This is a genomic window from Kitasatospora sp. NPDC097605 (assembly GCF_040302725.1).
GTDB lineage: Bacteria > Actinomycetota > Actinomycetes > Streptomycetales > Streptomycetaceae > Kitasatospora.
In genome coordinates, this window is record NZ_JBEOSF010000076.1 from 1 (window position 1) to 8,240 (window position 8,240).

2 protein-coding genes are annotated in these 8,240 nt (G+C 76.4%); both read right to left on the reverse strand.

The window, feature by feature from the left end:
* The coding region (locus ABTX81_RS39250; protein WP_350555703.1) for a type I polyketide synthase at nucleotides 1-1,723 on the reverse strand (1,723 nt) is incomplete at its 3' end.
* Between the two features lie 42 nt (nucleotides 1,724-1,765).
* Nucleotides 1,766-8,240 (reverse strand): SDR family NAD(P)-dependent oxidoreductase (locus ABTX81_RS39255; protein ID WP_502892963.1); only part of this gene is annotated, 6,475 nt, incomplete at its 5' end.

Consider the following 8,240-nt stretch of genomic DNA (forward strand, 5'->3'; position numbering starts at 1 on the left):
CCGCGAACACCGGGAACGACGCGTACAACTCCCGCCCCATCCCCACCCGCTGACTCCCCTGACCGGAGAACAGGAAGGCGAGCCCGCCGGAGCCGAGGGTGGAGCCGGTGACCACGTCCCGGCCGTCCAGCGTGCGCACTGCGCCCGGGTCACCGAGCACCACGGCCCGTTCCTCCAGCGCGGTACGGGTGGTGACCAGGGAGCGTGCGACCGCGAGCGGGTCGGAGGTCTCCAGCAGGTCGGCGATCTGCCCGGCCCGGGCGCGCAGCGCCGGCACCGAGCGCGCCGACACCACGTACGGGATCAGCGGCGGCTCCACCGGGGCGGCGTCCAGCGGGTCCTCTTCGGGCGCCTGCTCGATGATCACGTGCGCGTTGGTCCCGCTGGCGCCGAACGCGGAGACCCCGACCCGGCGCGGACCGTCGACCTCCGGCCAGTCCCGCTGCTCGGTGAGCAGTTCGACCGAGCCGGCCGACCAGTCGACGTACGGGGTGGGCTCCTCGGCGTGCAGGGTCCGCGGCAGCACCCCGTGCCGGATCGCCAGCACCGACTTGATCACACCCGCCACACCCGCGGCCGCCTGCGTGTGACCGATGTTGGACTTCAGCGAACCGAGCAGCAGCGGCTGTTCACGGTCCTGCCCGTAGGTGGCCAGGATCGCCTGGGCCTCGATCGGGTCGCCGAGCCGGGTGCCGGTGCCGTGCGCCTCGACAGCGTGCACATCGGCGGGGGCGAGCCGGGCACCGGCCAGGGCCTGCCGGATCACCCGCTGCTGGGCGGGGCCGCTCGGTGCGGTGAGCCCGTTGGAGGCGCCGTCCTGGTTCACCGCGCTGCCGCGCAGCACCGCCAGCACCCGGTGCCCGTTGCGCCGGGCGTCCGACAGCCGCTCCACCAGCAGCAGACCCACACCCTCGGCCCACCCCGTGCCGTCCGCGGCCGCCGCGAAGGCCTTGCAGCGGCCGTCCGCCGAGAGTCCGCGCTGCCGGGCGAACTCCACGAACCCCTGGGCGGTGGCCATCACGCTCACCCCGCCGGCCAGCGCCAGGTCGCTCTCCCCGCTGCGCAGCGACTGGGCGGCCAGGTGCAGTGCGACCAGCGACGAGGAGCAGGCGGTGTCCACGGTGACCGCCGGGCCCTCGAACCCGAAGGTGTACGAGATCCGCCCCGAGGCCACGCTGTCCAGGCCCCCGATGCCGAGGTAGCCCTCCAACTCGCTCGGCGCGTCGTGCAGGCGCGGGGTGTAGTCGCCGCCGGCGATGCCGGCGAACACGGCGGTCCGGCTGCCGCGCAGCGCGCCGGGGTCGATCCCGGCCCGTTCGAAGGCCTGCCAGGCGGTCTCCAACAGCAACCGGTGCTGGGGGTCGGTGGCGAGGGCCTCGCGCGGCGAGATGCCGAAGAACTCGGCGTCGAAGTCCGCGGTGGTGTCGAGGAATCCGCCGTGCCGGGTGTAGGAGGTGCCGGGGCTGTCCGGGTCGGACGAGTACAGCGCCTCCAGGTCCCAGCCGCGGTCGGTCGGGAACTCGGAGACGGCGTCCACGCCGTCGCTGACCAGCCGCCAGAGGTCCTCGGGCGAGTCGACGCCGCCGGGCAGGCGGCACGCCATACCGATGATCGCGATCGGTTCGCGCTTGGCGCTCTCCACTTCCTGGAGCCGCCGGTTGGCCTTCTGGGCGTCGGCCAGGGCGCGCTTCAGGTAGTCCCTGAGCTTCTGGTCGTTGGACATCGCTGCCTCTCGCATCACGGTGTTCGGTGGAACGGGGGTGGGTCAGTGGGTTTCGGCGTTGCGCTCGACCAGTTGGAAGAGCTCCTCGTCGCTGGCGTTGTCGAAGTCGAACTCGTGTTCCGCGTCCGGCCGTCCGCCGAGGTCCCAGCGGTCGACCAGGGCCCGCAGCCGGGCCAGCAGCGCACTGTCGACCTCGGCGGCGCCGGCCGGACCGGCGAGTGCGCGCTCCAGGGCGGCCAGCGACTCCAGGGCGCCGACCGGGACGGGTCCGCCCGCGGCGGCGGGGAGTTCGGTCAGCAGGTAGGCCGCGACGGCGGCCGGGGTCGGGTGGTCGAAGACCAGGGTCGCGGGCAGGTCGAGACCCGTGCCGGTACCGATCCGGTTGCGCAGTTCGACGGCGGTGAGCGAGCTCAGGCCGAGGTCGCGGAACGCCCGGTCGGCCTCGACCCCGGCGGTGTCGCCGTGGCCGAGCGCCGCGGCCGCCTCCCGGCGGACCAGGGCGAGGAGTTCGGCTTCGCGGGCCGCCGGGTCGGCCACCGCGGCCAGCCGGGCGATCCAGGGGGCCTCCTCGCCCTGCGCCGCGGGCTGCGGCGCGGCGACGGCGGTGACCGTGGTGTTGGAGACGGTCGCCTCCAGCCAGTAGCGCTGCCGCTGGAACGGGTAGCCGGGCAGCGCGACCGGCCGCGGGCGGGCGTCGGCGAGCACGGCCGTCCAGTCCACCGCGACGCCCCGGACCCAGAGTTCCGCGGCGGAGAGCAGGAAGCGGTGCAGCCCGCCGTCGTCGCGGCGCAGGGTGCCGGTGACGGCGGACCGGCGGCCGAGGCCGGCCGACTCCAGGGTCTCCTGCAGCGGCACGGTGAGCACCGCGTGCGGGCTGACCTCGACGAACACCGTGTGCCCCTGCTCGGCGAGCGCCCGGGTGGCGTCCTCGAAGCGGACCGTCTCGCGCAGATTGGTGACCCAGTACTCGGCGTCCAGGCCGGCCGTGTCCTGCCAGCCGGCGGTGACGGTGGACAGCAGCGGGACGGTGCCGGTGCGCGGCTCGACCGGGGCGAGCAGCTCCAGCAGTTCCTGTCGCAGCCCGTCCACCTGGGCCGAGTGCGAGGCGTAGTCGACCGGGACCAGCCTGGCCCGGACGTCCTCCTCCCGGTAACCGGCGACCAGTTCGGCGAGCGCCTCGGGCTCGCCGGACACCACGGTCGCGGACGGGCCGTTGACGACCGCCACGGACAGCCGGCCGTCCCAGGCGGTGATCCGCTCGGCGACCCGGTCGACCGGCAGGGCGACCGAGGCCATGCCGCCCTTGCCCGACAGGGCCAGGACGGCCCGGCTGCGCAGGGCTGCCACCCGGGCGCCGTCGGCCAGCGAGAGGCCTCCGGCGACCACGGCGGCGGCGATCTCGCCCTGGCTGTGGCCGACCACCGCGTCCGGATGGACACCGTGGGAGCGCCAGAGCTCGGCGAGCGAGACCATGACCGCCCACAGCGCGGGCTGGACCACATCGACCCGGTCGAGGCCGGGGGCGCCGGGCGCGCCGCGCAGGACGTCGAGCAGCGACCAGTCCGTGTGCGGGGCGAGGGCGGCCGCGCACTCCGCGATCCGGGCGGCGAACACCGGTGCGGTGTCGAGGAGTTCGACGGCCATGCGGGCCCACTGGGAGCCCTGGCCGGGGAAGACGAACACGGTCTTCCCGGTCAGGTCCGCGGTGCCGCGGACCAGCGCGGCCGAGGGCTCGTCGGCGACCAGCGCCCGCAGCGCCTCGGCGCTGCCCACGGCGACCGCCCGCTCCTCCAGCGCGGCCCGGGCGGTGACCAGGGTGTGCGCGACGTCCACCGGCTCGGTGCCGTCGAGGAGGTCGGCGATCTGCCCGGCCCGGGCGCGCAGCGCTCCCGCCGAGCGGGCGGAGACCGCGAACGGCAGCGCCGGCGGGGTCGGACCGCGCTCGGGCCGCGGCCGCTCGGCGGGCGCCTGCTCGATGATGACGTGCGCGTTGGTGCCGGAGACGCCGAACGAGGACACCCCCGCCCGGCGCGGCCGTCCGGTCTCGGGCCACGGCTGTTGCTCGGTGAGCAGTTCGACCGAGCCGGCCGACCAGTCGACGTACGGGCTGGGCTCGTCGACGTGCAGGGTGCGCGGCAGGACGCCGTGCCGGATCGCCTGCACCATCTTGATCACTCCGGCGGCTCCGGCGGCGGCCTGGGTGTGCCCGATGTTGGACTTCAGCGAACCGAGCAGCAGCGGCCGTTCACGGTCCTGGCCGTAGGTGGCGAGCAGCGCCTGGGCCTCGATCGGGTCGCCGAGCCGGGTGCCGGTGCCGTGGCCCTCGACGGCGTCGACCTCGGCGACGGCCAGTCCGGCGTTGGCCAGCGCCTGCCGGATCACCCGCTGCTGGGCGGGGCCGCTCGGTGCGGTGAGGCCGTTGGAGGCGCCGTCCTGGTTGACGGCCGAGCCGCGCAGCACCGCCAGCACCCGGTGCCCGTTGCGCCGCGCGTCCGACAGCCGCTCCACCAGCAGCAGGCCGACGCCCTCGCCCCAGCCGGTGCCGTCCGCGGCTCCGGCGTAGGCCTTGCAGCGGCCGTCGGCGGACAGGGCGCGCTGGCGGGAGAACTCCACGAAGGTGGTGGGCGTGGACATCACGGCCACCCCGCCGGCCAGCGCCAGGTCGCACTCGCCGGAGCGCAGCGACTGGGCGGCCAGGTGCAGCGCGACCAGCGACGAGGAGCAGGCGGTGTCGACCGTCACCGCCGGGCCCTCGAACCCGAAGGTGTACGAGATCCGCCCCGACGCCACGCTGCCCGCTGTGCCGTTGCCCAGCCAACCCTCCAACTCCGCCGGGACCTCGCGGACCCGGGGCGCGTAGTCGTGGTACATCACGCCGGCGAACACGCCGGTGCGGCTGCCGCGCAGCGCGGTCGGGTCGAGCCCGGCGCTCTCCAGCGCCTCCCAGCCGGCCTCGAGAAGCAGGCGCTGCTGCGGGTCGGTGGCGAGCGCCTCGCGCGGGGAGATGCCGAAGAACGCCGCGTCGAACTCGGCCGCCCGCTCGAGGAAACCGCCGTGCCGCGTGTAGGAGGTGCCGGGGCTGTCCGGGTCGGACGAGTACAGCGCCTCCAGGTCCCAGCCGCGGTCGGTCGGGAACTCGGAGACGGCGTCCACGCCGTCGCTGACCAGCCGCCAGAGGTCCTCGGGCGAGTCGACGCCGCCGGGCAGGCGGCACGCCATGCCGACGATCGCGATCGGCTCGTCCGCCCGGACCGGTGCGGGGGCGGCCACGGCGGCGGGTTCGGCCGCGGCGCCGAGCAGTTCGTCGAGCAGGTGCCCGGCGAGGGCGGTCGGGCTCGGGTGGTCGAAGACCAACGTGGCGGAAAGCCGCAGGCCGGTGGCGGCGCCGATCCGGTTGCGGAGTTCGACGGCGGTCAGCGAGTCCAGTCCGAGGCTGGTGAACGAGCGGGTGCCGCCCACCGCCCCGGGGTCGCCGCCGAGCACGGCGGACACCTCGGCGCGGACCAGCCGCAGCAGCTCGGCCTGCCGCTCGCCGGCGTCCGGCAGCGCCGCGAGACGCTCCGCGAGGCCGGTCCCGCCCGGTGTCGGGGCCCCGGCGGTGCGGCGGGTCGGGCGGACCAGGGAGCGCAGCAGGGGAGGCACGTTCCCGCCGCGCAGCGCGGCCAGGTCGAGCGGTGCCGGGACCAGTCCGGGCCGGTCGGCCAGGGCCTCGGCCGCGTCGAACAGCCGCACGCCCTCGGCGGAGTCGATCGGCCGGATGCCGAACCGGGCCAGCCGGGCGTGGTCGGTCGCCGTGAGGTGCCCGGTGATGCCGCTGGCCTCCGCCCACTGGCCCCAGGCCAGCGACTGCGCGGGCAGGCCGTGCGAGCGGCGGTGGGCCGCCAGCGCGTCCAGGTAGGTGTTGGCCGCCGCGTAGCCGGCCTGCCCGGGCGAGCCGAGCACGGCGGCGACCGAGGAGTACAGCACGAAGGCCGCCAGGTCGTGGCCCCGGGTGAGCTCGTGCAGGTACCGGGCTCCGTCGGCCTTCGGGCCCCAGACGGCGGCCAGCCGCTGCGGGGTGAGCGCGGTGAACACGCCGTCGTCGACCACCCCGGCGGTGTGGATCACGGCGGTGAGCGGGTGCGCGGCCGGGACGGCGGCGATGGCCGCGGCGAGTTCGGACCGGTCCGCGGTGTCGGCGGCGATGAGCGTCACGCTCGCGCCCAGCGCCTCCAGTTCGGCCTGCAGCTCCGATGCGCCGGGGGCCTCGGGGCCGCGCCGGGAGAGCAGCAGCAGGTGCCGGACGCCGCGTTCGGCGACCAGGTGCCGGGCCAGCACCGCGCCCAGCACGCCGGTGCCGCCGGTGATCAGTACCGTGCCGTCCGGGTCCCACGGACGGGCCTCGGTCCGCGGTGGCGTGACCCGCTGCAGCCGGGGCACGTGCACCCGGCCCCCGCGGATCGCGAGCTGCGGCTCGCCGGTGGCGACGGCGGCGGCCAGCCGCTGCTCGGAGGCGGCCTCCGCGTCGGTGTCCACCAGGACGATCCGTCCCGGGTGCTCGGACTGCGCGGAGCGCAGCAGGCCCCACACCGGAGCGGCCGCCGGGTCCGGCGCGCCGCCGTCGACCGCGACCGCGCCGCGGGTCACCACGACCAGTCGGCCCGTCCCGTCGGCCCCGCCCGCCTCGTCGGCGAGCCAGGCCTGCACCCGCCCCAGCACCTTGGCGAGCGTGTTCCGGTGCCCGGCCACCCGCAGCTCCTCGAACGGCTCCCCGGACTGCGCCGGGGCCTCGATACGCGGCCACTCGACCGCGAACAGGCCGTCCCGGTCGAGCCGGGCCGTCCCGGCGGTCGGGGGGGCGTCCCGCACCGGGCGGGTGACCAGCTCGGCGATGGTCACCACCGGCCGCCCCTCGGGGTCGTCGGCGCTCAGTGCGTACTGGTCGGGGCCGGTCGCGGTCACCGCGATCCGCAGCGCGGTCGCCGCCGTCGCGTGCAGGGTGACGCCCCGGTAGGCGAACGGCAGGCGGCGGCCGGCCTCCGTCCCGCCCGCCAGCGCGGGCAGCTGGGCGACCGCGTCCAGCAGCGCCGGGTGGATGCCGAACCGGGCGGCGTCCGCCGCCTGCTCGGCCGGCAGCTCCGCCTCGCCGTACAGGTCCGGGCCGGCGCGCCGCACCGTCGTCAGGCCCCGGAACGCGGGACCGTAGTCCAGCCCGACGGCGGCCAGCAGGTCGTACGCCTGCTCGGCGCCGACGGTCTCGGCGTCCGCCGGGGGCTCGACGGCGTCCGGCCGCGGGACCGCCCGGTCCGAGAGCAGGCCGCTCGCGTGGCGGGTCCACTCGGCGTCCGCCCCCGGGCGGGAGTGCACGGCGACCGTGCGAGCACCCTGCTCGTCGGCCTCGCCGAGTGCGACCTGGAGCTGCACGGCGCCGTGCCCGGGCAGCACCAGCGGGGCCTCGACCACCAGCTCCTCGACGACGGGCGTGCCGACCTCGTCACCGGCCCGGATCGCCAGCTCCAGCAAGGCCGCGCCGGGCGCGAGCACGGTGCCGTGCGCCACGTGGTCGGCCAGCCACGGATGGGTGGCGAGCGAGACGCTGCCGGTGAGCAGCACCCCGTCGGACCCGGCGGGGCGGACGACCGCCCCGAGGATCGGGTGCCGGACCGCGCCGAGCCCGAGACCGCCCGCGTCGGCGGCCGCTGCGGTCGGCTCCAGCCAGTAGCGACGGCGCTGGAACGGATAGGTCGGCAGCACGGCGTGCGGACGCCGCGCCCCGCCGAACAGGGCGGTCCAGTCGACCGGGTGTCCCTGGACGTGGATCCGGGCGAGGGCGGTCAGCGCGGTGCGGACCTCCTCGCGGTCCCGGCGCAGCACGGCGGCGGTCACCGGCTCCTCCAGCGACTGCCCGACCAGCCCGGCCAGCGTGCCGTCCGGGCCCAGCTCGACGAAGGTGGTGACGCCCTCGGCCGCCAGCGCGGCCACGCCGTCGGCGAAACGCACCGGCTCCCGGACCTGCCGCACCCAGTACGCCGGGTCGGTGAGCTCGGCGGCGGTCGCGATCCGGCCCGTCACATTGGACACCACGGGAATCGTGGGCGGGTGGTAGGTCAGGGTGGAGGCCACGGCCCGGAACTCGGCCAGCATCCCGTCCAGGTGCGCCGAGTGGAAGGCGTGCGACACCCGGAGCCTCCGGGTCCGCCGGTCGGCGAACCGGGCGGCGACGGCCAGTACGGCGTCCTCCTCGCCCGAGATCACCACCGAGCGCGGGCCGTTGACGGCCGCGATCCCCGCGCCCGGGACCAGCACGGCCCGGACCTCCTGCTCGGTGGCCTCGACGGCGACCATCGCCCCGCCACCGGGCAGGGCCTGCATCAGACCGGCCCGCGCCACCACCAACCGGGCCGCGTCCTCCAACGAGAACACCCCCGCCACATGCGCCGCGACCACCTCACCGATCGAATGCCCCGCCACGAAGTCCGGCCGCACACCCCACGACTCGAACAACCGGAACAGCGCCACCTCCAACGCGAACAGCGCG